This is a genomic window from Wolbachia endosymbiont (group A) of Volucella bombylans (genome assembly GCF_964026965.1).
Taxonomy (GTDB): domain Bacteria; phylum Pseudomonadota; class Alphaproteobacteria; order Rickettsiales; family Anaplasmataceae; genus Wolbachia; species Wolbachia pipientis.
This window is the reverse complement of the sequence record NZ_OZ034717.1, coordinates 1,357,356-1,381,501: the sequence shown is the minus strand read 5'-3', so window position 1 is coordinate 1,381,501 and position 24,146 is coordinate 1,357,356. Positions and strand designations below refer to the sequence as shown.

Genomic DNA, 24,146 nt, shown 5'->3' with positions numbered 1-24,146 from the left:
TCCAGACAGATTTCTCTAGGTAGTGTCGACATTTATTTCAACCAAAGAAAAATGCCAGCAATGTGAACAAAAGACAGAAAAGCTATGGCCAATTTGTCGTAGCGTGTAGCAACTCTGCGGAAGTGCTTGATTTTGTTGAACATCCTTTCGATTAAGTTTCTCTCTTTATACAATTCTTTGTCATATTCTCTTGGTGTTTTTCTATTGGAACGCGGTGGGATTACTGGCTCAGCATTTACAGCTTCTGCAGCCTCAATCATATAATTTGCGTCATACCCTTTATCGGCAATAAGTGCCTCCATGTTCTTGCCTTCTATCAGGTCTAAAGCTTTTACGTAATCCGATCTTTGCCCTGCAGTAACAAAAAATCTCAGTGGGTTGCCCAAAGCATCACAAGCAGCGTGTAATTTGCTTGAAAATCCTCCTTTGCACCGTCCCAGCTCTTGTTCTTGTCTACCAGTTTCCACATTTTTTTCTTGCACCAGCAGCATGTTGATGTGCCCTGATTATTGTTGAGTCTATCATGAGCCACTCTGTGTCTCCATTAACAGCTAATGTGTTGAAAATCATCTGCCAAACACCAGATTTTGCCCACCTTATAAAACGTTTATGTACACTTGACCATTTTCCATACTCAGCAGGCAATGCTCTCCATGTTGCTCCTGTTCTACCTATCCACATTATTGCAGCTACGAATCTCCTGTTATCTTTTGCGCTTCTTCCTCTATCTCCTTCCTTACCTGGCAGACTGTTTTTTATTCCATACGCGTCAAGTTAAGGAAATAAAGGTATGAAAGAGATAGAATAATAAGGTATAAGTTCTCCCAGATATACTTTTAGTGAGAGAACCAATGAATAAAATAACTTGCTTATCAAAAAAGCTCAAAGAATTTTTTAATGAAAAAGCAGACAAAATCTCAATTACAACAAGGTTTATAAAAAGAAAGAGAAAGCTAAAAGGCTCATCATTCGTAAAAGCCATAGTCTTGGGTAATATAGGGGTTGATAATTGTAGCGTAGAAACAATGTGTCAATTACTAAACGAGAGATATAACAAAACAAGGTTTGGATTTTAGATTTACTGAAGAAGCAGTGGAATTTATGAAAAGGATGTATAATGAATCTGTGGTTCTCTTTAAAAATATCTTGCAAGTTGATTGCAAAATCTTACAGCAATTTAATAGTGTTAAATTATTGGACAGTAGCTATATTACTCTACCTAACAGTATGGAAGAGATGTATAAAGGTTATGGTACTAGCTACAGTGGCTATGAAAGCAATACTAAGTCTGGAATAAAGTTACAATTAGTTTTCGATTACATGAATCAGATAATAGACCAACTTAATTTAACGGAGGGAATAAGATCAGACCAGGGATATAGGAAACATTTAAGTAATATATCAAGCAATGATTTGCTAATATCTGATCTCGGTTATTTTGTGCCAAGTTCTTTTAAACAAATCAATGAAATAGGAGCTTATTTCATAAGTCGTCGATACCAACGTATATGATGTAGAAACAAATCAAAAAATGGAGTTATTAGAATGTTTAGAGATTTTTAGAAAACGAGGTATTGTTAGGAAAAGAAGCAAAAATTAGAGTAAGAATTATATGTCAGAAACTAACTGAAGAACAGTCTATAGCCAGAAGAAGGAAAGCTAATAGATTAGCAAGATCGCAGGATCCTCTAAAAGAAATCAAAAATTGTTGAACTGGTCAATATTTATAACTAATGTTCCAGAAAATAAAATTAGTGCTGAGCAAGTATTAACGATTTACAGAGTAAGGTGGCAAATTATTTAAATTGTATAAAAGCCATATCAGACTTGATAAGCTAAAAGGAAAGCCATGCAGAGTATTATGTGAACTATATGCTAAATTGTGCGCAATTCTTATATTTCACGGCATAGTTGGTTGCACAGAAGTGAAAAAGAATACAGAACTTAGCTTAACAAAGGCATTTATTGAGCTAAAAAGACGGGTTAGAGAGTTATTTTTAGTATTAACCAAGATTAATAGTTTAAAAGCATTTCTTAAAAAACTCACTATAACTTGGTCGCGATTTTCATTAAAAGACAAACGTAGAAGGGCTAGAGTATCCACTTTAACCTCTCTAAATTTGCTCACAATCTCTTAACTTGACGCGTATGGTCTTTCAAATATTGCCATAAACGCTCTACTAGATTTAACTCTGGTGAATATGGAGGTAAATAGATTAAGGTAATATTTTGTGGTATTTTTAAACCTTTGGATCTATGCCATCCTGCACAATCCACAACAAGAAATGCTTCCCTTGTTCCTAAATATTGTGACATCTGCTCAAGGAATATATTCATACAATCAGTATTGACGTTTGAGCTAGAACTCTCTCCATTTCTAGGATTAACTGCACTATAGAGATAAAAGTTTTGCCTACCTAATTTTACCTTAACCTGTGTCCTAATGCCTTTTTTAAACCACCCGTTTTGAATGTGTGCCAAACCGCGACTCATCGAAGAAAAATAGCTCTTTTTCGGGATACGTGACAATAGTTTCATTAAGATTTTTTTTTAAACTCTTCTTGTTTATTTTTATCCTGTTTATTGTGCACAGGCCTTGGGGTAATATACGAAAAACCTAACTTTTGCATCAGTCTATGTGCTGTAGACTTACTTACCTCAATAGAAAATATTTTCTCAATTATGATTTTTAATTTCTTAGCCGTTAGGTTGGCTCCTTCTTCTGCTATGACATTTTTAATTTCTTCTTGCTGCTTGTAGCTCAACTTCGGCTTTACTCCACGTCCTGGTTATATTTTAAACGCATTGACTCCTCCTTCCTTAAATCTTGTAATCCACTTCATCAATTTAGTTCTAGTAATTCGGTATAAACTTTTGTTATTCGATATTCTTTTGCAGATATTATTGCCTGTAATCTTCTTCCTATCTCTCCTCTTATACCGTGCTTCTTTAATTCCAGGTTACACTTATTATATAATTCTTCTCCTATTGCTTTACTTTTTCCTGCCATAACTCCCCTCTCATTCTTAAATTATTCTATTTTAGAAATTTTTCTTTATTCGTCTATTTATTTTTAGGAATTGGTATTACTGAAACTTCTAGACAGGTCAAGCTGATGAAAGGCTTTAAAATAGTTTGACGTGAAGAAAAATTCTCCATACAATCTGGCAAGTTTGCACGCAATGGAGGTATGATAGTCTATGAATGAAGAGGAAAAAAAGTTTATAAATTCAGTTTCGGAAAGTGAAAAGAGCTATGCTGTAAAGCGCTTTCAGATTAGGGAGTGGTACAAGCCATTTGGGAGGAAGATCCTAACGAGTTCAGATCTCTCTTATATTTCTAAAGAGCTAAATAATTTCTCAGATGAAAAATATTGGACGAAAAGAGAATATGGGGACCCTATTCTTAATAGGGCATCTGTTTTAAAAGAATTACTTAGCATAAAAAAAGTAGGCGGTGAAAGTTTATTGAATGACTATAAGAGTTACAAAGTTAAATGTTGGCTTTGCTCAGAGGAAAGTATACGTGGCACTTTTTCATCGCTAGGTGAATACAAGGGTGATTCAGAGTCGGAAGAGGAGTTTATTACAGACACACTTAGTAGATACTCTAGACTTATGGAGTTCTGGTCACATTATATCCATGTTGTAGATGAGGAAGGTAAATATAAGGCCAAACCTAACAAGGGGGTTTTAGATAATCTTAAAGAGTTGATAGCAAAATATAATAAGAATTATCGTAAAAACTTAGACTGTGGAAGCCAAGTTGATTTATGGAAATATGGGTTTGAATGCGCAAAAGAGGAAGGGTGTATAGAAGCTCTTGAGTTCTTTTGTAATAAGTTAGAAGAAACAAAAGAAAGTGAACTTGCTCAAATCTTAATTGACACAGCGCTTTATGCTACTTCATCTGGTAGTTTCAGCCTCAGGCATAGCAATGCTAATGTCATAGATTTTTGTCTTGCTAACCTCAGTGTTGATAATTATGAGGTGCTTCTACAGAAGGATTTTGGGATTCATGGCTGTTATTCTATATTAGATAGGCTGGAAAATGGGTATTTGTTTGGGTATGTCGAGAAGTTAATTGATTGTTTGGAACCTGAGAGTATTTCACGTAAAGAATTTGAGAATCACCTTGTTTGTGGAATGGGTTCTAGGGTTGGTGCTGCACCTAGTAGGGAGTTGATGAGAATCGGAGCTGATTTTTTAGTCTGGGTCTGGGAAGCGGAAGGGTTTAAAAATCTTAGAGGGCTCTGTCTCGATGATTTGAGTAGAGGTAGGTCTGGATTAATCGATACGTTATTAGACCTTGCTATGGTAGGTGCATTTGAGCCTCTGGAGAAGATACTAAATTCTGCGAGTAAGATGGGGCGTGAGAAAATAGCTGAATCATTTCGTAATTCAAGCAAAGCATGTTGTGCTTTGTATATTCAAGGTGGAAAAGATCTGTTGATTAAGGTTCTTGGTGATACTAAGTACAGTAGCGATTTTGTAAGAGCTATAGAAGAGATTCTGAAGCACAATCCTTCCTACAAAGAGAAATGGAATGAAGCATCTGAGCTACACAAGGAATTTAGGATAAGGGAATCGATGATAAAAATTTCTGAATTATTGTCAGATGATGGTTTGCGTGATGATATAAAGAATAAAATAAATCAGTTTCAGCAATATGATCATGCTGAACCTAGAGCTAGGTCCAAGTCACTTTCCGACATTGTAGCTCCTATTAGAGAAGATCGACCTGGAACCAGAGCTTATGATGATTGTGCATTACCTTCCTTTAGTGGTGAGCGGTCTCCCGTCCAAAAACGTAGATCCAGGGCTATCGGGGCTTATGGTAGGTATGTACAGTCGTCTCTAAGTGGCATGAGTCATCTTACCAAGAAAGATGGAACTGAGATTACTAGTAAGGCTGCTGGTAATTTTGTACCATCGTCTTTGAGTGATATACAGTCTACTCGCTCTATTGAAAAAGAAGTATCTAAATAGGATCTGATGTGAAAGAAGAATTAATACAGTATCTGTTCAATGCAAGCAGTGGTGGTAGAAGTTTTCAAGAAAGATTTCAGTAGTTCTTAGATCAAATACCAAAACCGAGTGGGGCCTCTGCTGTGCCAGAAAAGGAAGGGTTTTTTATAAATTTCTTTGCTGGTATGTTTGCTAGCTTAAGAAGTACAGAACTTGCTGAAAAGCTTAAAATAAAAGATTTGCACTTTCGCTTACTTAAAAAGGAGTTACATATCATCGCAGAGATTGGAGAAGAAAAGAAAAAACATCTATTTATTTTTTCAGAAAGTGGAAACAAAAAGTCTAATGATGACTTGGAAGCAGAAATAAAGAATATAGGTAAAGGGTTAAGTGCAACTAAGGTTTTAATAGGTAGAGAGGAACTTGAAGGAGGGGATGGAAAATGGAAGTTTAAAGTCTTAGTAGAACATAAAACAGGTAACGATACACCTGAAATCAGAGGTTTCAAAACAATCGGTTGCAAAGTAGGTGAAAATTTAGAAAGCAGAGTAGCTGACTTAGCTACGGGTAATTTCGAAGATAGTAGAGGGGGTATTAAAGAAATAATCAAAGAGGCCAAAGGGCTTTACTCTGATCTTAAGGAAAAAAATCTCATACAAAATAGTGATAAAGAAGCAGCACAGCATGGGTTTATTAGTGGTATGTTGATGAACTTCCGTTATCGCTATAACTTAAGGTTATACTTGGAACTATTAACAGGGAGAGGTTATAGCGATATTGTGTTCCTTGTGAGAGGAGGAGGTCGCTCTTGGAAGGCTGTTCCGGTAATAATGGAATTGAAACCAAAGGGTAGTGTAGAAAATGCATTATCAGAAGCATCGAGTTATGCTAGAGGATTACTTCGTAACAAAATGCGCTTATTAACGAACTCCGAGCATGTTATTTGTATGGGTGTTAACCTTAATGATCAGGGAGATTCATATATAATTTCTGACCAGCCATCTCAAATAAAAAGAAATGAAAAGCCTGTTATGCAGTCCTTAATGCAGTCCTTACTTGATATAGTTTGTAGTAATGAAAAGTGCAAGGATAAGGAAAGTCAAGTAAAAGATCTGTTAGGGGAATTATACTATACATTTCCTTCAGAGCAATATACAAGAGATTACTTAAGTCGTTTTTTACTTGGTCAATTACCTTTATTAAACAAGCCTGAGGAAGCAAAAAGTATAAGTGTGTACTTATTTAACCATTCAGAAGAAAGGATAGGAGGAAAAGATATAAAGGGACATCTGACCACATATATAGTTGTTGTCGAGGGAAAAGATAATCGAAACAGGGTGCTTATTTTTCATATACAGGAAGCTGGTACAGACAAATTTCAGTATAACAAATATTCGTTTTGTAAAGAAGTATTAAGTGACATTGGCTTAACAAAAGTTAATGATCAAGATTTAATTGAGGTATATATAGATGGCTATAAAAAAGTTGGACCTGTTCAGTCAGCGCCTTCACCTGGTTCTTTTTTTAAGGATCAAGGCTTAGTAAATATTAGGAAAGGTTATATCCAACAGTTTAAAGGGCATTATGGTGAAATAGGAAGCACAGGATCTGATTCAACTGAAGAGAAGCAGTTCAAAGGAGAAGTGGAATCTATTGCTCTGGATGCTGGTTTGGCTGGTAAGTTTCAAAAAGTAATAAATTATCAACAGAAAGAGTTAAGAAAAAAAATTGAGGAAAAGAGAAAGAGTGGAGAGTTAAGAAGGGATACAAATAAACTCGAGCTAGGTGCATATAAAGACTTCTTCGATACGATCAAAGGGTTAATGTGTAATGAACGTGGGGAACCTAAGCAAGGCTTTGTGTCAATGATTAATAGTGAAAACAGGTTTAAAGCTTTTTTAGATGGGTTACTTACCGGATTGAGTGATTTAGATAAAGATAGGGTAATTGCTGTACTTACAGAGTTTCAAGTGGGAGAGGGTAAGAGAATTGATATTATGATACAGGTTGTGGATAACAATAATCCTAATGATGAAGACAAGATAAAAGAGTTAAAAGAATCTGTATCTATGGGGTTTGAGCTAAAATTCTCCAATACGACTAAGAATGAAGCTAGCAAAAAGCTAAGAGCAGCAGATAGTCAGATAGAAGGGTACGCAAGATGTAAAAATATCGGATCAATAACAGAGGGTGGTAATGTGGCGTTTATTGGTGTATCTTTTAATCAAGGCGTTGGCAGTAAAGATGAGTTGATACTATTAAGTGAAAATCTCATTGTTGCTGGTGTTCCACACAGCTCGACAGATGTCAGTATTAGCAGTAAACCGGGATTATCATTGCCATCAACATCAATACTATATCCTCAGCCAAGTACATCTAAAGGAGGAAATGGTTGTAGTCGGGTATAGGAATGTTAAAGATACACACTTTGATTGAATAATGGAGAAATATCCTTCTTTAACTATAAGGTGGCCGCGGATTTAATATAGTATTTCTTCCTATATCAAATAAATTCGTGCGGTATTACTTGCAGCGACTCTACGCTTTTTCTTAAAATTAAGGTAAATATGTCAATAAAAATGGAAGTGTGAGTAGGGTTATCCCTCTCTTAACGCGAATTCTGGATTAAGGAAGGAGGTATAGGAAATAGAAGGCTTTTTGGATTTGATGGAATAGGAAATGAGAGTAGAAAAGATATGAACCAAAAAATTAACAGGGGGTCTATGGCAAGTGTGTTCAATTTCTAGTCTATTTTTTAGGTAACCAAAAACAGTTTCAACGATAGACCTTTTTCTCAGTAAAATCTTCTCATTTAGAGAAATTAATGTATTTTTCATACCTTCTTCACCTTGGTAACAAGTTTCAAACCTCGGTCAAACAGCTTCTGAAAAAGCTCTTTTGCAATATAACCTTTATCGCCAACCTATTAATTTTTCTGTCAGAACTGATCGACATTAGACTTCTTTCAAAATTGTTAGAGGGAGTGTAAGATGAAGTATTTGAAAGCATGAAATATAAGGAAATAGAAAAATTAGAGGGAGAAAAGTTTCGACGTTTAACAGGGGTAAAAAAAGCAACATTTGAGCGAATGGTAGAAATTCTAGAAGTGGAGGATAAAAGAAAAAAAGCTAGAAGTGGAAGAAAAAGTAAACTTTGCATAGAAGAAAGGCTACTTATGGCACTGGAATATATAAGAGAATATCGTACATATTTTCATATTGGGCAAAGCTATGGCATGAGTGAAAGTAACAGTTTTAAAATAATAAGATGGGTAGAAGACATATTAATAAAACATCCAGATTTTGCATTACCAGGAAAAAAAGAGCTATCAAAGAGTGATGTAGAATATGAAGTTTTAGTAATAGATGGAACTGAAACGCCAGTAGAGAGACCAAAAAAAAGCAAAAGCCCTTCTACTCTGGAAAGAAAAAAAGGCATACTATAAAAACACAAATAGTAACAGAGAGGAAGAGTAAAAAAGTCATATGCACATCTTTCTCGAATGGTAGAAAACACGATTTTCGGATGTTTAGAGAATCAAAGGTAGCAGTATTGCCGCAAACTAAAATCTTAGCTGATGCCGGCTATAGGGGAATGCAGAAGATACACAAAAATGTTGTATTACCGCACAGGAAAACGAAAAAGAATCCGTTAAACAAAGAACAAAAAAAAGAGAACACATCACTTTTAATTAGACCCTTGTCTCTCAATGCATTCAGACCCTGAGCAACTGAATCAAAAAAGCAATCTCCCTTACCTATAGCTGCTCCTATCTTGAAATTCTTAGGAAGCTCTTTCCTTAATTTGCCTCAAAGTTCCTTATGTTTTTCCTTCTTATTCCCTTCTCTTATTTGTTTGAAAATGTGAACAGGATCACTAGTAAGTGAAACACTTTCACCAATTGCAGGTTCTGATAATCCATTTGAAGAATACCCTACCTTTGCCTCTAACATAAAACTCCTTGTTCCTGTTGTTTATGATTACCATTATAGTATATACGTTCAGAAAAGCAAGTCTATTACACATTTGAATATGATGCTTCTTTAATAGCCTAAAATTAACTCAATGCTGTAGTAAGAAATAATTGATTAAGATCTAGTTATATTAAAATTTTAGTCATTCTTTCTTTGTACGTTGTCTTTCATCACTCCATTCTCCTTTTCGATATCTTATATTTACAAAGAACTCTTATCACCACAACCAGGATAAGTAAAATAATACAAGCGTAAAAAAACTTTTCCATCTGGACTAAAGACACCTCATGCTGCCTTATATCCCCCCTTAATACGGAAGAATTTCCACATATTTCTACCTGCCTTCTTGTAAAGTATGATACATCATCTGGAAGATCAGTTAAAAGACCCTTTTTCTCCAAATACTCCATCTCTTCTAAAGCTCCCTCTAAATCAGACACAACACCCCCTCCACCAATACATAAAATAAAAATCGCAGTAATTAAAAGAGAAAAAATAATTATAAAAAAACTACTTATCCTTCTAATGATTATATACCTGTTGATTAACTTACACACTTTGATAACTCAATCTTTAGATTGCATTTTGTTTAACAGTTTATCCTTCTTGTATAGTATTCTTAATTTAAAAGTCATAGACCAAATAATCATTCTCTTTATAGGGATTATAACATTAATTCTAGTAAGCAACCCGAAATGCTCCAAAGAATTTGGGAAACACACTAGTCCACTAAAATCTTACTTGTTCCAGTCATTTCCTCTGTGCTTTGACCCTTCTTTAACCTACTAACCTCATAACGAAAGTCTAAGAGACACATCCTCATCGCGAGAAACACCACAGCTGATAATGACATTAGACCGAGCACTGACTTAACGAAGCTAGAAGACACACATAAAAGCCCCTCAAAAGAGTATCTTGGAGTGTAACACAAACGTGGTATATTTGCAAGCATGTGCGTAAATGGACTCTCTTGAATTTTGTCGCTATTTTAAAGTAAATCATTGCTTATTTAATAGTAAATTATATTAATAAATTAAATAATACAACCATTTCCAGCGCTCAAAATCAAGGAACGTGAGAAGTGTTTTTCTTGGGATGCGTTGGTCTACCGCTAGATCCGTGCGAACTTTTATTTATAATAATTTTACTATATCGCAAAGTCAGCTATTTTAGCCTACTTTTGCCACATTTAGGTACGAACTGATTTGCCTAACTTTGTTGTAACAATTTTACGCTTTTATTTTTGAAACACCCCTTTTACGTAAAAAGCTCTCACAAATATACGTACTATTTTATGTTTTTAGAAAAAGTCAATAATTAGATTTTTTGTGATGCTAATTGGCTTACATTTTTATTGAAAATATTTTTTAAAAAAGTGGTTGACTTATAGTTTAGCTGTCTTATGATAGCGTTAGCATTAGTATGTTTATTATGTAATGTTTATATGTTACATGATAGTATTAATATGGAGGGTAAAATGGACTTTTCTCAATATGTCGAAGGTGACGCTTTAGCATTATCTCACACCACAATAAATACAAGCGAATTGGTAATCTTTTTACGGAGTAGGACATACATTACAAAGCTTTCTTTACGGTATTGCAATATTGATGACACAGATGCAGAGGTCTTAGCTGGTGGGAATCTTTCACATCTTACTTTACTTAACTTAAGTAGTAACAATATTGGTGACAGAGGTGCAGAGAACTTAGCTAAAGATAATCTTTTAAATCTTACTTCACTTGACTTACAGTTTAACAAAATTAGTGACGGAGGTGCAGAGGCCTTAGCTGACGGTAATCTTTCAAATCTTACTTCACTTAACTTACAGTCTAACAATATTGGTGACGGAGGTGCAGAGGCCTTAGCTGATGGTAATCTTTCAAATCTTACTTCACTTAACTTACAGTCTAACAATATTGGTGACGGAGGTGCAGAGGCCTTAGCTGATGGTAATCTTTCAAATCTTACTTCACTTAACTTACAGTCTAACAATATTGGTGACGGAGGTGCAGAGGCCTTAGCTAATGGGAATCTTTCAAATCTTACTTCACTTAACTTAAGTGGTAACAATATTGGTGACGAAGGTGCAGAGGCCTTAGCTAACAGTAAGCTTTTAGGTTGTACTAAAATTAACTTAGATGGTAACAATATTGGTGACAAAGGTGTAGAGGCCTTAGCTAACAGTAAGCTTTTAGGTTATACTAAAATTAACTTAGATGGTAATATTGGTGGCCAAGGTCCAAATGGCTTAGTAGAGTTCTTAGCTGGCGGTAAGGCTTTAACTCTTGCTTTACTTAACTCAGATGGTAACAATATTAGTAACAATATGAAGGACTTAGTTAACGTACCAAGAAATAGACAGGGATGGACTTCTTTACATTATGCTGTTAAAAATGGCAATGTAGGTAAAATAAATGATCTAATAAAAGGAGGAAAAAATGTTGATGCACAAGATGAACAGGGAAGGACTCCTTTACATTTGGCTGCTACCGGAAGTTATACAAAGGTAGTAAATGCTCAAATGTACGGGGATGATATTCATGCTAGAGAAACCGGAAGTGAGGAACCTATATATATTAAAGCATGCAAAAATATTATAGAGTCTTTCCTAGACAAACTATTAAACATTAAAGTAGTAGGAGCTTTAATAAAAGGAAAAGCAGAGATTAATGCAAAAGATAATCAGGGAATGGCTCCTTTACATTGGGCTGTTAAAGTTGGTCATATAAATGTAGTAAATGGTCTAATAAAAGGAAAAGCAGAGATTAATGCAAAAGATAATCAGGGAAGGACTCCTTTACATTGGGCTGCTCTAATTGATCGTACAAGTGCAGTAAAAGCTCTAATAAAAGGAAAAGCAGAGATTAATGCAAAAGATAATCAGGAAAGGACTCCTTTACATTTGAGTATTCAAATTGGCAGGACAGATGTAGTAAATACTCTAATAGACAAAAAAGCAGAGATTAATGCAAAAGATAGACAGGGAAGGACTCCTTTACATTTGAGTGTTCAAATTGGCAGGACAGATGTAGTAAATACTCTAATAGACAAAAAAGCAGAGATTAATGCAAAAGATAATCAGGGAAGGACTCCTTTACATTTGAGTATTCAAATTGGCAGGACAGATGTAGTAAATACTCTAATAGACAAAAAAGCAGAGATTAATGCAAAAGATAATCAGGGAAGGACTCCTTTACATTTGAGTATTCAAATTGGCAGGACAGATGTAGTAAATACTCTAATAGACAAAAAAGCAGAGATTAATGCAAAAGATAGACAGGGAAGGACTCCTTTACATTGGGCTGCTAGCAAAGGTGGTATAGAGGTAGTAAATGCTCTAATAGAAAAAGGGGCAGATGTTAATGCAGTGAATAAGTATGGAGATGCACCTCTGCGTTTTGCTGCTCGAGATGGCCATATAGATATAGTGAAAGCTCTAATACAAGGAGGTGCTAATGTTAACGCAAGAAATAGTGACGGTACTCCATTACATACAGCTTATGGCCATGAAGAGATAGTAAAACTTCTAATAGAAAAAGGGGCAGATGTTAATGCAGTGAATAGTAATGGAGATACACCTCTGCGTTTTGCTGATCGAAATGGCCATATAGATACAGTGAAAGCTCTAATAAATTACGTAACAAAACTAGAAGCTGCTGATCTGTATGTTAGTCAAAAGAACTTAGAAGAAAAGAATAGATTGATAGGTGATTTGCACGATCTACACAGTAGTTATCCACAACATCTTCAAAACTGTAAAAAAGAAGTCAAAAAGATTGAAAAAGAAAGTCAGGAACTACATTCCTTTTTGAAAAAAAGTGATATTAATGAACTAATTAGTGTGTGGGAAAGGAATGCAGACATACAGAATCGGATTGATAATCACGATAACCTAAAAGAGCAATATCCAGAATACGCTCATATTTTAATTAATAAAGCTAATGAAGTGAAAAAAGAAATTTTTCTGCACAATCATAAGCCGCTAATTGATGCTTTATCAGCACATTATAAATGTGATATAAAAACAATGACATTTGCTGGTATAGAAAACTTTTTTAAAGTTGTTCACAGGGATGATTTTAAAGAAAAGCTAGGAAATGGAGGAATAACTCTGAAAAACTTTGTAGATTTAAAAAATGTTGAAAAGAGAGATGATGTTCCTAAGTTAGGAGTAATTGCATTTAAGCATGGGTGTCAATTAAGTGAACCAAGGGTAACAAGAGTAATTGATCAGGCTCTTTCTCTCTAATAGGATCATTGAGCAAACTGTGGGTTCATGGTAGGAAAAAATTGACCTTACCCAAGAGAAGAAGAAAGAAAAATTTTCATAATAAAAGTGTTTTTTTAGAAGGAGCAGTAATGACACAAGGAAATTGGGACTCTGACAAAAATTTTGCAGGGTAGCTTGTTATATAGCTAAAAAGAACCAAATAGCAGGTTCACAATGTCAGTGAAGTTTATGAAGTTAGAATGGGTATAGAAGGAAAGAAAACACAGATCTCTAAAAAATATCAAAGTTAGAAAAATTATTCTTGCATTAGTTTTTATTTGTGCTATGTGCTGTACATAATATCTTTGTAGAATGGGGGGAGTATGTTAACTAGAGATATTTCAAGGCCTGAGCAGGTTTTTAGTGGAGCAGAAATAAGCGAAAAAAAAGAGCTATTAAAAAAGCTAGAAGAGAAATCAAATACTCGACAAGGGCAGTCAGAAATAGGCGGATCGTTTGATGATCAATATGAGTTGATTATAGAATATCTGTTGCAGATTCCACCATCTAATGATCGGTTAGAAATTTTACGAAAGCAAGGACATTCACAGAGTGACATAGATGAAATGTTTAGTCAGGGGGATTCTTGGTATACTCAATCAACCATATCGTCATTTCGAAGTTATAATAGTCCACCGTCTTTAATGGATAGTAAATATTCACTGAGTAAACAGGTATCTGTTTGGTCCGCTTTAGATCATAATCTCACAGAAAGTCAAAAGAAGTTAAACATAGAGTTACTAAATGTTTTAAAGTATCTAGAATGGCATGATGAAGGTGCTCTTTTTGATTATGATAATGGTCAGGTCGATGAGCTTGAAGAATTTTTAAAAAATAATAGAGGCAATCCAGATCTAAAAGCCGTTCTAAATGTCAAAAGAGGAGAATCTGGGTCAACAGTATTGCATGCGATTGCGGGAGCTCATATAGGTGCATCTTACCGTCAAGAAGACCGACCTATAAATTTACTCTTAGAAGCAGGAGCCAGTCCAAATATACAGGATGATAAAGGAGAAACACCTTTGCATCGCGCTTCTGCTATGGGCTATGATAAAAATATATATTCTCTCTTAAGGGGAAATGCTGACCCCAATATATGTGATGGACAAGGGAAAACTCCACAACAAACTGCAGTTGATAATCATAATTACCATGTTGAAAGGTGTTTTTTTACTGACAATCAAAAAAAGTTGCGAAAAGAATTAAATAATATACTTAATGAACATCGCTACAAAGAAGGCAATTTAGGCTATATTGTTACACTCACTCTATTTCAGTTTCTCGAAGATCTAGAGGAGTTTTTACATGAACATAAGAATAATAAAGACCTAAAAGTAGTTTTAAATACTCGGGACATAGCAGGAAAGTCAGAAGTGCTGGAACATGTAAAAAATGCTTTTTCCGGCTTTCAAGCTGCTGATGAAATAAAGAAATTACTTTTGGAAGCGGGAGCAAAAGAGTTCACGTATGAAAGGAAAAAATGCTTACCTAAATCTGGGGTTTTGTGGGGTAATATAATACCAGCTCAGAAGGAAAAGCTAAGTAGATCCTTAGGTATTTTATCTGAAATTCAAGACATAAATCAATTGGAAAAATTCGTGAAGATAGCTATCAAGTCTGGAGTGCGACTTAATTATCGTTTCACCGTTCCTTCACCTTTTGAAGGTTATAGTTTCACAGATTATGTGATAAAAAGAATTAGTGAATTAGAAAAGTATCCTAAAGTTGCTAGTGGTATAATATGTCAATTGGTATCAAAAGGAGCAGTGTTTGGTAGCCCAGAGAGCATTGATGTAATTGATGAACTGGGATTAGAATGCAAAGATCACAAAGCCAATATGATAAAAGCTTTTGAAGGTTACATTAATGATGCCCATAGGTTTATTAAAGTTGCGAAAAGTGCAACCACTAGTAAATTGAATGATATAGCAATAGGTAATACTACTCTTTACTTAGAATATTCGGAGGAGAGCAAAATAGATATTGCAAAGATCACCGATGGAGCGAGAAGTTTATGGTTAACTCATGAAAATGCAGGATATGAAAGAAATATAGTAAAGATTGGTGAAAGTGAGGTGGAAATTATAACGCAAAATGGTAAAAGGCATTACACAGACCTTACAGCCAATAGTAATATAGCATTGATTTTCTGTACCTCTTTTGGAGAATTAGAAGTTAGATTGTATTCTGATAAGCAAAATGAAAACAGGATTAGGGTAGAAGCAAGAGATCAAGGGATGTTGAAAAAATTAAAAGATTGTGGAGAAGAAATAGGAAAAAATTGCTCACTTGGTTATCACTCAGTTTATGATGCTATTGAACGTGGGTACTTCGAAAAGCCTGCTCCATCTTCAAGAATTGTCCAGGAAGAAAAATTACAAAATGGTAAATGGGCAGATCAAGTACGATATACAAGAAAAAATGGAGCACAAATTGGATAGTACTAAGCTTTGTAGACAAAAACGTTGGTATGGTTTTTACTGCTTCAAAAAGGTTTTACTTTATTTTTTTTATTTTAATAATAATATTTTTAGGAGGGTTTATGCACACATCTAAACTTACTGCAGCAGAGAAAGATTTAAATAGCAAGCTATTTTATGCTGTAGAACAAAATAACCTTGATAAGGTTAAAGAGCTTATTAGAAATGGGGCTGATATTCATGCTAGAGAAATTAGTAGTAAAAAAGCTATACACATTGCTGTTAAGAAAGGGAACAAAAATATCGTAGAGTTTTTCTTAAATGAAGGGATAAGCGTTAACGATACCAATAACAGCGGTTGGACACCTCTACACTATGCTGCCTTTGGTGGTGAGTTGGAAATAGCAAAACTTTTGGTTGCTAATGGGGCTAATGTTCGTGCTGAAAACGCTTATGGTCAAAAGCCTATAGATTTAATTCATTATGGTAAAGATGATGGATATAAAGGCATTATGGAACTTCTTCTAAATAAAGGAGGAGGAAAGGTTAATGATATTGATAAAGAGGGTTGGACACTCCTACACTATGCTGCCTTTAATGGTAATTTGGAAACTGTAAAGTTTTTAATTGACAAAGGAGCTAGCATTCATACTAAAAACAATGGACGTGAAACGCCTTTAGATCTCGCTAGAGAAGGAGGAAGTACGGAAGTTGTAAATATGTTAAGCAGTATAAATACAAAAGTGACAGATGTATCGGTATCTCAACTCTCTATACCAAGAAAAAGGACTGTATGAATTGATATAAGCAAAAAAGGGAGGATGTTTCTATAGGTTATACACGTCAAGTTATTGTTAAAAATAGCAGCAGGACTAACGGAGGTAATTCTTAGTTAATAGTTTAAGAAATCTTCTAAAGAAGTTATCTTGTTGTTTATGATTTTTTGAGCATAGCCTTTTATGCTAGATTCAAAGAAGACTGAATAGGCTGCTCCACACTTTCCACTTTTTCTAGCTTTGTGCTGGGCTTTAGCACATTATACAACGCAAAGCTCAGACACACCAATCCAGCTATTCCCACAACCGCTGCTATTACAGGCATTTTCATGATATACAATGCAACACCGCTTGCCAATAACACTGCACCAACAACACCAGCTACAATTGGTTGAATTGCCTTTTTTGATGATTTTTCGTCTACAGAATTTCCTTTACTATCAAAATATAGTTCAGTTGGAGATGGGATATCAGGCTCTTCTTCTGTTAAAGCATTTTGAGCTTTCTCACTGGTTTCAAATATTAGCTCGCTATCTTTATTAATATCTCCACGCAATTGAGCTGTAGCTTTACTTTCCCATGTTAAATTATCTGTCAACTTCTCTCTTGATTCTGTATCAGTTTTGATTAATTTTCTTTTATGCTTTATTTCTGTTAATGATTTTCCGTTCTCAGCACTTCTAGATTTGCTATGAGAGCACGATTGCGTTTGATCTCTTTTCACAACTTCAGTAAAAGTGGTTGTAGAAATACTGGAACTTTGTGTCTGATCTATATCATCTTTTGTTAAAATATTTTTAGCTTCTTCACTGCTTGCAAGCATAGGTTCATGTATTTCAAGATCTTCACAGTCTTTATTGATATCTTCACAGCTAGTTTCAGCATTACCACTTACAGGTTTAACTTCTATATTAAGACTTTCTTTAAATTCCTTGAGAGTTGCTACAATTTCTTTACAATTTTGTTTATTAGCATAATCAATTAGTGTATAGCTTATCTTCTGGCTATTTGCTTTTTCTTTTATCATTTTCTGGTCGAGGATTTCTTTCAAAATACCGTTTTCTTTAGAAACTTCTAAAACTGCCCTAACAGCTTTGCTATTTTTCTCTGAAATACAGTATGCTAGTACCGTGTAGGTTGTTTTTTGAACACCCAGAATTTCTCCGGTTAATTCGTCATTCAGAAGATCTTTTAAAAATTTTCGTTTTGCTGCTTCTTGTAAAAACGTCTCAAAAGCTTGATTATTCTTAAGAGATATAGCATAACACGGTAGCGTAAATACTCCTTTCCTCCCTTCTTCACTATAAGGTATTTTTGTTGTTAAAATTTTCTGTAATGTATCATCATTAAATTTTTCAGCAATGCTATTCTCATTTTTCGTCCTTCTCCAGAACATAAAGGACTTTTTTTTTCCCTAGATTTTCTATTTCTTGCTTCAGAGTATCAAACTTACCTTTCTCTTTTTCTGTTAATCCACATAATTTATCAGTACGCTCTTTTTTCTTTACTGGCATAGTATTTCCCTTCGTATAATGTTTGTTTTATAAGTTAGTTGCGTTAATAACGTATTAATTGTGTGATTTTTAAGACGCTAATTTGTAAAATTTTTCCATTTGCTCACTCCATAGCATCGGTATTTCCCTTAAATCAACTAACCGCAAATTACTCGGTTGTCTCCCATTTACTATGTCTTCTTTGATCTTTGGTGCTAAATAATTTAATCTTAAAATTTGTTGTATACGTCTTGTACCTATATTAATTTTAATGCTCAGCTCTTTCACACTTCTATATTTTCCTTCCTCTAGTTGACGTTTCCAAAGATGGGCTCTTACCACTGCTTTCAGTAGCGCATTGTTTGTTTTTCCTTCTGGTTCCACTACTGTGCATTTGTTTCCTTTCTTCTTTAAATTCATTGGTATAAATTTTTCCTCTGACTCAGAACACACCTCTATTCCATCTTCTCTTACCCACACTGTTTTTATTAATTTCTTCACTGCTTCTTTCTGTTTTCCAAAACTTAAATTTTCCCATTTTTCTTTTTTTGCCCCTTTTTCCCAATTCTCATATAAGCATTCCGCTCTCTTCATTACTTCTTTTTCCACTTCTCCGGCTACTACTGTTCGGTTCATCGACTTGCAACCTTTTCCTCTTAAATGGTTATTGCATATATAATATCGATACCTTTTATTTTCTTTTTTTGAGTATGTCAGCGTCATGTTTACTTTGCAGCATCTGCATCTTATCATCCCCTTTAGTAGCGCCTCTTCATATTTTTTGCCTCGATATGGCTGATTCTTTATTAATTCCTGTGCCTTTTGCCATTTTTCTTCTTCTATTATTGCCTCATGCTTTCCTTTATACTGCTTCTCATAATGCCGTATTTTTCCCATATATATCGGATTTGTTATTATTCTCCTCACTGTGGCCTTTTTAAAGATATCTGATTTTGCTTTCGTTCGATATCCTTCTCTGTTTAACTCTCTTGCCAATTCTGCCATTGATCTCAGCTCCATATATCTCTCAAATATATGCTTTATTACTTTTGCTTCTTTTTCATTTATTATTAATTCCTTCTCTTTTACATCATACCCTAGTGGCACATTCCCTCCCATCCATAATCCTTCCTCTTTCGATGTTGCTATTTTATTTTTTACTCTCTCTACTATCATTTCTCTTTCTAGCTGTGCCGCTCCTGATAACACTGTTTGTACAAATTTTCCCATTGGTGTGTTGTTATCAAATATTTGCGTCACTGCTACAAAACTTATCCGGTGCCTTCTAAAAAATGACGTTACTTCTATGCAATCCTTCGTTTCCCTTGATAACCTGTCCAACGTGTATACTACCACGCAGTCTACCTCTCCGGCTTTTACATCTTCAAATAATTCCTTTATCGCTGGTCTATTTAAATTACTTCCTGAATAGCCTCCATCATCATACCTTTTGGCTAATGCTACCCACCCTTCTCGGCTTTTTATATATTTTTTACATGCTACTCGCTGTGCATCAAGACTATTAAACTTCTGCTCTAGCCCGTCTTCATTTGATTTTCTCGTATATATCGCACACCTTACCTCTTTTAGCATTCTCAACTTACCTTTTTATCACGCATCCCAAATAATAAAGGACCGTTGTAGCTCATTCCCATTATTTTTCCGGCTACCGCTGATAATGACGTAAAAAATTCTTCTCTGTAGATTAAACCCTTATCTGTTACCATCACTGCATGCGTTTCTTCACCTCTTTCTAATATCAACTCCGTTCCTACTGCTGGCAGTTTATCGCTACTTATCCTTTTTCCCTGTTCTAGCCGATCTGCCAGGTATTTTAGTCTTTTTGCTCCTTTTCTTGATATTTCTCCATACGCTTTCTCCTGCAACCTATACGCCAATCTTGGTATCAAATATTTCTTTGAGTTTCTAGGCGCTTCTTCCACAAAGACCTTCCTCCATATTTTTCTCAGCTCTTCCAACGCTTTTTTCTCTAAATTCAATACTTTCTTTTCTATTCCTTCCATCCTAGCTTCTGAATTTAAAAAAAAGTTGCGGCTCATAGCACTTTTTCATCCATAGTTTCTAGCTCTTTCACCTCTTCTTTTGCTACTATCACACCTGCTGCTGTACTTTCCGATACAACTCTTATTCTTTCTATAAATTCCCTCTGTTTATTTGCCATTTTTACGTTCTCTAACACTTCTTTTATCTCTTTATTATTTCTCACATAATCCATTGGGGTCTTGCCAAATTTATCTTTTTGTTCCACATTCCCTCCCGCTTTTACTAGCTCTTCTACTATTTTTATCTCTGCTACCATGCACGCAAGGTGTAACGCGGCAAATTTGCTACTTCGTTCCACTGCGTTTACATCGACTCCTGCCTTTATCAGCTCTTTTGTATTTTCTAGACGTTGCCCCATCACTGCTAGGTGTAGTGGTCTATATTTCCCGGCATCTGCTGCATCTACATCTGCTCCCTTTTTGATTAATAATTTCACTTTTTTCGGATCTGGCATTCCCACCGCGTAATGTAGTATCGTCCTTCCTTTTGTGTCTTTTTTGTTAATATTTTCTATTGAGTTATCTAATACTTCTTTCCACGACTTATTAAATTCTTCTCTTTCTTTCTTACTAAATTTTACCATAAGTTCCTCAGCTATTAATGCAATATAAAGTGGCTCCAATTTGGCTCACTTTAGCGCTTAGCAAACTTTGTTTGTTTACCAGCTACTTTTTCACTTAGGGCTGTTTTGGCATAAAAAGCAAGTTTTTTTTACAAAATATACACATTTTTTCAGCATATTATATTAAGATATAAATCTATATATTTAATCTGTTAAATAATAGCAATTCCTCTCCTGCTGTTGCCAGCTTTTCTCTTCTATTTTTTCCATATATTTAGCCTCTTATTTCCTCACAAAAAGTCTGCAAACATCTACAGCCCTTTCCTCCACATCATTTAGCTTCTTTCCACCATTTACCACCTGCTTTTCCGATACCTTACTTATTTTTTCCATTAACTCCCTCTGTTTGTTCACTATTTTTCCTCCTTTTTTCTTTAATACCTCCCTTGTCTCTTCATCACTTGCGTAATACATTGGGCTAAATCCTGATATACTTACCAGGTTTATTTCTGCCCCTGCTTTTATTAACTCTTCTACTATCTTTTTTCCACCTACCATACACGCTAGATGTAGTGCCGTATTTCCATCTTCTTCGGTTGCGTTTATATCTGCTCTGGCTTCTATTAATTCTTTTACGTTTTCCAGACGCATTCCAAGCGCTGCTGAGTGCAGTGGTGTATAACCTTCGTTATCTCTTGCATCTACATCTGCTCCTTCCCATATCAGCCAGTTTACTTTTTTTCTCGTCGACATTTTTGCTGCTCGGTGCAACATTGTTTCACCGTTTTCATTTTTTCTATTTATATGCTTTTTAGACAATTTGCCTGCAAGCAACTCTTGAAATAATTCATTAAAATCATCCCTTTCTTCTTGACTAATCCACATGATGTACCTCACTATAAAACTTCCTAACTTCTAGCGTTTGGTAAATCTTTTTTGTTTACCTACACCTACCTAATTTATAGCTGTTTTGGCATGGAAAAGCAACTTCTTTTTTTCAAAAAACACACATTTTTACCGAATATTAATGTAGTGTATGAAGATATAAGTATATGTATTTAACTCATTAAACATACGACCTGTTTTTCTTCCCAACTTCTGTTCAAATGTCGATGTTCGTGCCATGTTAGTACACCTGGGTAAAACACTAAAATGTACCTTTCTAACTCATGTATTGAATCCTTTTGCTCTGAATCTAAATCGCTTTCAAAATGAACATTGTGTTCTGCTAAACCAAATCTTATAACTTTCTGGTTGGTAAAATCTTCTACCTTGTAGTGGTGAGTAACGCTAAACCTTTCTAAAACTGGTTTATATTTTAAATTCCACAGTTGTTCAGATAGTTTGCTACTTCCCAATAAAAATTTATCCCCTTCCTCTTCTATACTAGTAACCGGAAAACATGCGTTTATTTCCCCTAAGTTCCAGCTATCTGATAATACTATTTGTGCCTTAGCAAACTTAATTGCCGGTAATAAGCTCTGTGGTAGCGGATATAGCGCTTTGAAGTTATACCACACATGATTCCTTTCATAAATACCGTTATAGTTCTTAGTATGAGGCTCGGTTTCTCCAAGTATTGCTACATCTAGGCGATATATATCATTGCTCAAAGCTTGTTCATAATGATTGCGTAGATAGTTCTCTATAATCCTAACAACTGGACCACTAGACCTGAAAAAATTTACTCTCCCAAATGATAACACTGGTCCATCTTTTTCGATCTTTGTACCAGAGTAGTCTGATAATAAGCTGCCAAAAAAGCTTTCATCTAAAATAAATCTTCCAATATTATAGTGGTCATTGAAAAGCCTCATTAGCCTCGATCTTGCTGGCAATGATAGTTTTGCTAGTTCTACTACTGCATCCACGAAGAAGTCGTTCGGAACATCTCTTATCCCTACCTGCAACTCAAAAAAGTGTTTACCGGGTGGCTCTTCAATGATCGTAATATCTTCTATATTTGCCCACTTTAATGCTATTTTCAGTGAGGCAGGTGTGCCACGCAGTCTTTGAAATTTTATTCCTTCTCTTATCGCCTTTCCTTTGTCTTTTACCCAACGCAGAATTTCCCCCAATCCATATTCTTCTATTATCCACGGTAGTATTTCATCTTTAGAATTAAACTTAAATCCTTTTATCCTGCTTGGATCAACTTTGTAATCGATAGCCTCTACTATGGCTCTTTCTTCTTTTGTGCTATTAGGTGGAAGTAACATTAGCTTTTGCCCATTAATTCGATTTCTAGCTTGCCTAAACAAACGCACTCATTCCCCAGTACCACAACATCTTTTCTTGGCTCTATTAATTCCACGTTTTCTACCCCTTCTACAAATAGATTTGCTATGATCCATGATTTTGTCACCTTCCATCCCAATCTTTTCGTTGCTTCAAATTTTTCGATAAATTTCTTCTTCACCGTTTCAATAATATCCGGTCTTTTAATGCTAATTTTGCTGTGGATATCTATTTCAATAATATTGCAACCAACTACTGTTATCGTATCTGTCAATACCCTTATATCATCCCTGGTGACTCGCTTTCTTACAATATCAAGTAGTTCTTCAGATGCTATGCCATTTGTGGATAACTCCGTGGATAAAATCGAGATCTCTACACTCCCTGGCACTTTTGATTCAACCAGCGCATCCTTTACTCTTCTATCTGCTGAGAGTGCATGATATCGATAATGTTCTTTACTTCCTCCAGTTGACCAGCCTTTTATTTTTGCCTTGATTCTTTTTCTAAATCGTTCATCTTCTTCTCCATCTTGCCTCTCTGCTCCATAAAACTCAGCTAAATTATCAAGTTCTTCCCCCCTTGCAAACTTCAGTAAGTTGCTCCTTGCCGCTTCGTTTATTCTTTCTCTCAGCAAAAGTTCTCGCCATGCTGCTACCTCTAAAATCTTTATTGCTGGGTCACTTTCTACTAATGCCGTAAAACTTTCATCACGACTTACTAATTCTTCTTTCATCCGGGAAAAAATCTCTTCAAAGTTCAGTGGTTCGATAATATTTGGCTGCTCCATCTCTATACCATAATCCCATCAAAATGAATATTTTTCCCATTTGGTAGATAAATACCATCTAATGAAATATTGACCTTTCCTTCTTTCACTTCTGTAATTTTTACTTTTTCTAACTTAAATCTTTGCTCCAACTTTTGTAGAGCTTCTGCTACTGCTGCATAGATTTCCAAAGTTAAATCCCTATTAATTGGCTTATCTACTAATTCAAGTAGTCTTGACCCATAATCCCTTCGCATAACACGTGATCCTATCGGCGTGGTCAGTATGTCAACTATCGATTGCTTTAGATGGTTTAATCCTTCCAATTCCTTTCCCGTGCTAGCATTCATGCCTCTCATTCTGCAAATACATTTTTGCTATCACCCATCACATGAAAACCACACGATACCAAGTCACCTGTTCTTGTTATGCCAATATCATTAACAAATACGCTATTTGATCCCTGAGTTAGTTTCTCCCCTAGAGTTAAGATATCTCCTTTTCGACACACAGATCTACCGTTTACAAAAACATCGCTGCTTCCACTCATACAAACATGTGCTGGTATTCCACTGCAATAATCCCCTATACAAACCACAGCTTTAGCCAT

At 35.1% G+C, this 24,146-nt stretch carries 20 protein-coding genes and 4 pseudogenes; 7 read left to right on the top strand and 17 right to left on the bottom strand.

Going from position 1 to position 24,146, the window contains the following annotated elements; genetic code table 11:
- Nucleotides 1-32: 32 nt before the first annotated feature.
- Nucleotides 33-759: pseudogene (locus AAGD51_RS07000) on the bottom strand (IS5 family transposase).
- Nucleotides 760-851: 92 nt separating this feature from the next.
- Between AAGD51_RS07000 and AAGD51_RS06995 the strand changes: the two are divergent.
- Nucleotides 852-2,138: pseudogene (locus tag AAGD51_RS06995) on the top strand (IS4 family transposase).
- Here AAGD51_RS06995 and AAGD51_RS06990 read toward each other — a convergent pair.
- From AAGD51_RS06990 to AAGD51_RS06980, 3 genes are all read right to left on the bottom strand, one after another.
- Nucleotides 2,125-2,481, bottom strand: a complete 357-nt coding sequence (locus tag AAGD51_RS06990; RefSeq protein WP_394356214.1) for an IS630 family transposase — start codon at nucleotides 2,479-2,481, stop codon at nucleotides 2,125-2,127. The pseudogene AAGD51_RS06995 and the gene AAGD51_RS06990 sit on opposite strands and share 14 nt — an antisense overlap.
- Nucleotides 2,482-2,537: 56 nt before the next feature.
- Entirely contained in the window at nucleotides 2,538-2,765 is a 228-nt protein-coding gene (locus AAGD51_RS06985) for a helix-turn-helix domain-containing protein (protein ID WP_151808077.1), read from the bottom strand.
- Between the two features lie 77 nt (nucleotides 2,766-2,842).
- Nucleotides 2,843-3,010 (bottom strand): hypothetical protein, encoded by a 168-nt coding sequence (locus AAGD51_RS06980; protein ID WP_153296813.1) that lies wholly within the window; start codon nucleotides 3,008-3,010, stop codon nucleotides 2,843-2,845.
- A gap of 190 nt (nucleotides 3,011-3,200) precedes the next feature.
- On the opposite strand from AAGD51_RS06980, the gene AAGD51_RS06975 reads away from it, so the two are divergent.
- Together AAGD51_RS06975 and AAGD51_RS06970 are read left to right on the top strand one after the other, a co-directional pair.
- A complete protein-coding gene (locus AAGD51_RS06975) occupies nucleotides 3,201-4,988 on the top strand; it encodes a hypothetical protein (protein WP_341810454.1) in 1,788 nt (595 codons plus the stop codon).
- A gap of 122 nt (nucleotides 4,989-5,110) precedes the next feature.
- Nucleotides 5,111-7,375 (top strand): hypothetical protein, encoded by a 2,265-nt coding sequence (locus AAGD51_RS06970; protein WP_341810453.1) that lies wholly within the window; start codon nucleotides 5,111-5,113, stop codon nucleotides 7,373-7,375.
- 189 nt (nucleotides 7,376-7,564) lie between these two features.
- Here the strand turns inward: AAGD51_RS06970 and AAGD51_RS06965 are convergent.
- Nucleotides 7,565-7,887 (bottom strand): annotated as a pseudogene (locus AAGD51_RS06965) (transposase); the annotation flags it as partial.
- Nucleotides 7,888-7,974: 87 nt separating this feature from the next.
- Between AAGD51_RS06965 and AAGD51_RS06960 the strand changes: the two are divergent.
- Nucleotides 7,975-8,654 (top strand): annotated as a pseudogene (locus AAGD51_RS06960) (IS5 family transposase); the annotation flags it as partial.
- 122 nt (nucleotides 8,655-8,776) lie between these two features.
- On the opposite strand, the gene AAGD51_RS06955 reads toward AAGD51_RS06960, so the two are convergent.
- Both AAGD51_RS06955 and AAGD51_RS06950 read right to left on the bottom strand, forming a co-directional pair.
- Nucleotides 8,777-8,920, bottom strand: a complete 144-nt coding sequence (locus AAGD51_RS06955; protein WP_316658848.1) for a hypothetical protein — start codon at nucleotides 8,918-8,920, stop codon at nucleotides 8,777-8,779.
- Between the two features lie 191 nt (nucleotides 8,921-9,111).
- A complete protein-coding gene (locus tag AAGD51_RS06950; protein WP_265016527.1) occupies nucleotides 9,112-9,381 on the bottom strand; it encodes a hypothetical protein in 270 nt (89 codons plus the stop codon).
- Between the two features lie 1,037 nt (nucleotides 9,382-10,418).
- Here AAGD51_RS06950 and AAGD51_RS06945 point away from each other — a divergent pair.
- The 3 genes from AAGD51_RS06945 to AAGD51_RS06935 all read left to right on the top strand — a co-directional run bounded on the left by AAGD51_RS06945 (nucleotide 10,419) and on the right by AAGD51_RS06935 (nucleotide 16,431).
- The gene (locus AAGD51_RS06945; RefSeq protein WP_341810452.1) at nucleotides 10,419-13,193 is read left to right on the top strand and encodes an ankyrin repeat domain-containing protein; all 2,775 of its coding nucleotides are present in this window, start codon (nucleotides 10,419-10,421) and stop codon (nucleotides 13,191-13,193) included.
- Nucleotides 13,194-13,537: 344 nt separating this feature from the next.
- Complete coding sequence (locus AAGD51_RS06940) at nucleotides 13,538-15,655, top strand: ankyrin repeat domain-containing protein (protein ID WP_015588928.1); 2,118 nt, start codon at nucleotides 13,538-13,540, stop codon at nucleotides 15,653-15,655.
- A 101-nt stretch (nucleotides 15,656-15,756) separates the two neighbouring features.
- Nucleotides 15,757-16,431, top strand: coding sequence for an ankyrin repeat domain-containing protein (locus AAGD51_RS06935; protein ID WP_244226857.1), 675 nt, complete (start codon nucleotides 15,757-15,759; stop codon nucleotides 16,429-16,431).
- Between the two features lie 160 nt (nucleotides 16,432-16,591).
- Here AAGD51_RS06935 and AAGD51_RS06930 read toward each other — a convergent pair whose 3' ends face one another.
- The 10 genes from AAGD51_RS06930 to AAGD51_RS06885 form a co-directional block, all read right to left on the bottom strand.
- A complete protein-coding gene (locus AAGD51_RS06930; protein WP_070356780.1) occupies nucleotides 16,592-17,806 on the bottom strand; it encodes a hypothetical protein in 1,215 nt (404 codons plus the stop codon).
- Nucleotides 17,781-17,924 carry a hypothetical protein gene (locus AAGD51_RS06925; protein WP_010962488.1) on the bottom strand — a complete coding sequence of 48 codons (144 nt, stop codon included), beginning with the start codon at nucleotides 17,922-17,924 and terminating at the stop codon, nucleotides 17,781-17,783. Before AAGD51_RS06925 ends, AAGD51_RS06930 begins: the two co-directional genes overlap by 26 nt.
- 69 nt (nucleotides 17,925-17,993) lie before the next feature.
- Nucleotides 17,994-19,496, bottom strand: coding sequence for a recombinase family protein (locus tag AAGD51_RS06920; RefSeq protein ID WP_010962487.1), 1,503 nt, complete (start codon nucleotides 19,494-19,496; stop codon nucleotides 17,994-17,996).
- 2 nt (nucleotides 19,497-19,498) lie between these two features.
- A complete protein-coding gene (locus tag AAGD51_RS06915) occupies nucleotides 19,499-19,927 on the bottom strand; it encodes a DUF2924 domain-containing protein (RefSeq protein ID WP_015588926.1) in 429 nt (142 codons plus the stop codon).
- 32 nt (nucleotides 19,928-19,959) lie between these two features.
- Nucleotides 19,960-20,550 carry an ankyrin repeat domain-containing protein gene (locus AAGD51_RS06910; protein WP_010962485.1) on the bottom strand — a complete coding sequence of 197 codons (591 nt, stop codon included), beginning with the start codon at nucleotides 20,548-20,550 and terminating at the stop codon, nucleotides 19,960-19,962.
- A gap of 261 nt (nucleotides 20,551-20,811) precedes the next feature.
- The gene (locus AAGD51_RS06905; RefSeq protein ID WP_010962484.1) at nucleotides 20,812-21,414 is read right to left on the bottom strand and encodes an ankyrin repeat domain-containing protein; all 603 of its coding nucleotides are present in this window, start codon (nucleotides 21,412-21,414) and stop codon (nucleotides 20,812-20,814) included.
- A 173-nt stretch (nucleotides 21,415-21,587) separates the two neighbouring features.
- Nucleotides 21,588-22,748 (bottom strand): phage tail protein, encoded by a 1,161-nt coding sequence (locus AAGD51_RS06900; RefSeq protein ID WP_015588924.1) that lies wholly within the window; start codon nucleotides 22,746-22,748, stop codon nucleotides 21,588-21,590.
- Complete coding sequence (locus tag AAGD51_RS06895) at nucleotides 22,748-23,557, bottom strand: baseplate J/gp47 family protein (protein WP_010962482.1); 810 nt, start codon at nucleotides 23,555-23,557, stop codon at nucleotides 22,748-22,750. The genes AAGD51_RS06900 and AAGD51_RS06895 overlap by 1 nt, the downstream gene beginning before the upstream one ends.
- Before the next feature lie 2 nt (nucleotides 23,558-23,559).
- The gene (locus AAGD51_RS06890) at nucleotides 23,560-23,895 is read right to left on the bottom strand and encodes a GPW/gp25 family protein (RefSeq protein WP_015588922.1); all 336 of its coding nucleotides are present in this window, start codon (nucleotides 23,893-23,895) and stop codon (nucleotides 23,560-23,562) included.
- Nucleotides 23,892-24,146, bottom strand: coding sequence for a PAAR domain-containing protein (locus tag AAGD51_RS06885; protein WP_010082109.1), 255 nt, complete (start codon nucleotides 24,144-24,146; stop codon nucleotides 23,892-23,894). The genes AAGD51_RS06890 and AAGD51_RS06885 overlap by 4 nt, the downstream gene beginning before the upstream one ends.